General features: G+C 47.1%; 1 protein-coding gene. It reads left to right on the top strand.

From position 1 onward, the window contains the following. Positions 1-1,081 (top strand): leucine-rich repeat domain-containing protein (locus tag DB41_RS10330; RefSeq protein ID WP_052244131.1); only part of this gene is annotated, 1,081 nt, incomplete at its 5' end. Positions 1,082-1,243: the final 162 nt, after the last annotated feature.

The following is a 1,243-nucleotide window of genomic DNA, read 5'->3' as shown; positions in this document are numbered from 1 at the left end:
AGAAATATGCCAGTTATCTAAGCTGCAAACGCTTATCTTAAGCTTCAACCAGCCCACCAGCCTTCCTGCAGAAATCGGTCAGCTGTCTCAGCTGCAAAACCTTTACTTAAATAAGAACCAGCTCACCAATCTGCCTGGAGAAATCGGGCAACTGCCTCAGCTGCAAGTGCTTTACTTAAATCAGAACCAGCTCACCAGTCTGCCTGGAAAAATCGGGCAATTGTCTCAGCTGCAAGGGTTTTACTTAAATCAAAACCAGCTCACCAATCTGCCTGTAGAAATCGGGCGGCTGTCTGAGCTGCAAAGGCTTAATTTAAGCCAAAACCAGCTCACCAGTTTGCCTGGAGAAATCGGGCAACTGCCTCAGCTGCAAGAGCTTTACTTAAATCAAAACCAGCTCACCAATCTGCCTAAAGAAATCGGGCAGCTGTCTCAGCTGCAAAGGCTTGACCTAGATCAAAACCAGCTCACCAGTTTGCCTGGAGAAATCGGGCAATTGTCTCAGCTGCAAGGGCTTTACTTAAATCAAAACCAGCTCACCAATCTGCCTGTAGAAATTGGGCAGCTGTCTCATCTGCAAGGGCTTGATTTAAGCCGAAACGAGCTCACCGCTCTGTCTGCAGAAATCAGTCAGCTGTTTGAACTGCAAACGCTTTACTTAGGAGAAAACCAGCTCACCAATCTGCCTGGAGAAATCGGTCAGCTGTCTGAGCTGCAAACGCTTTACTTAGGAGAAAACCAGCTCACCAATCTGCCTGGAGAAATCGGTCAGCTGTCTGAGCTGCAAACGCTTTACTTAGGAGAAAACCAGCTCACCAATCTACCTGGAGAAATCGGGCAGCTGTCTGAGCTGCAAAAGCTTTACTTAAACCAAAACCAGCTCACCAGCCTGCCTAAAGAAATCGGGCAGCTGTCTCAGCTGAAATGGCTTGACCTAGATCAAAACCAGCTCACCAGTCTGCCCGCAGGAATTGGGCGGCTGTCTGAGCTGCAAGGGCTTAACTTAAATCAAAACCAGCTCACCAATCTGCCTGGAGAAATCGGGCAACTGCCTCAGCTGCAAAAGCTTTACTTAAACTAAAACCAGCTCACCAGCCTTCCTGTAGAGATCTGGCGATTGTCTTCTCGGCTTCACAAGCTTGAATTAGCGGGAAATCCTTTGGAAGATATTCCAGAAAAAATAAGGCAGCGTTTTCAATTGTAGAATGGCCATGAGTACTTTTTAAGTTGGAGTGAGCTAAAA

Origin of the sequence: Neochlamydia sp. TUME1, from assembly GCF_000813645.1 — a bacterium.
Lineage (GTDB): Bacteria > Chlamydiota > Chlamydiia > Chlamydiales > Parachlamydiaceae > Neochlamydia.
Note: the sequence above shows the minus strand (reverse complement) of the source record. Positions and strands in the feature narration are given on the sequence as shown.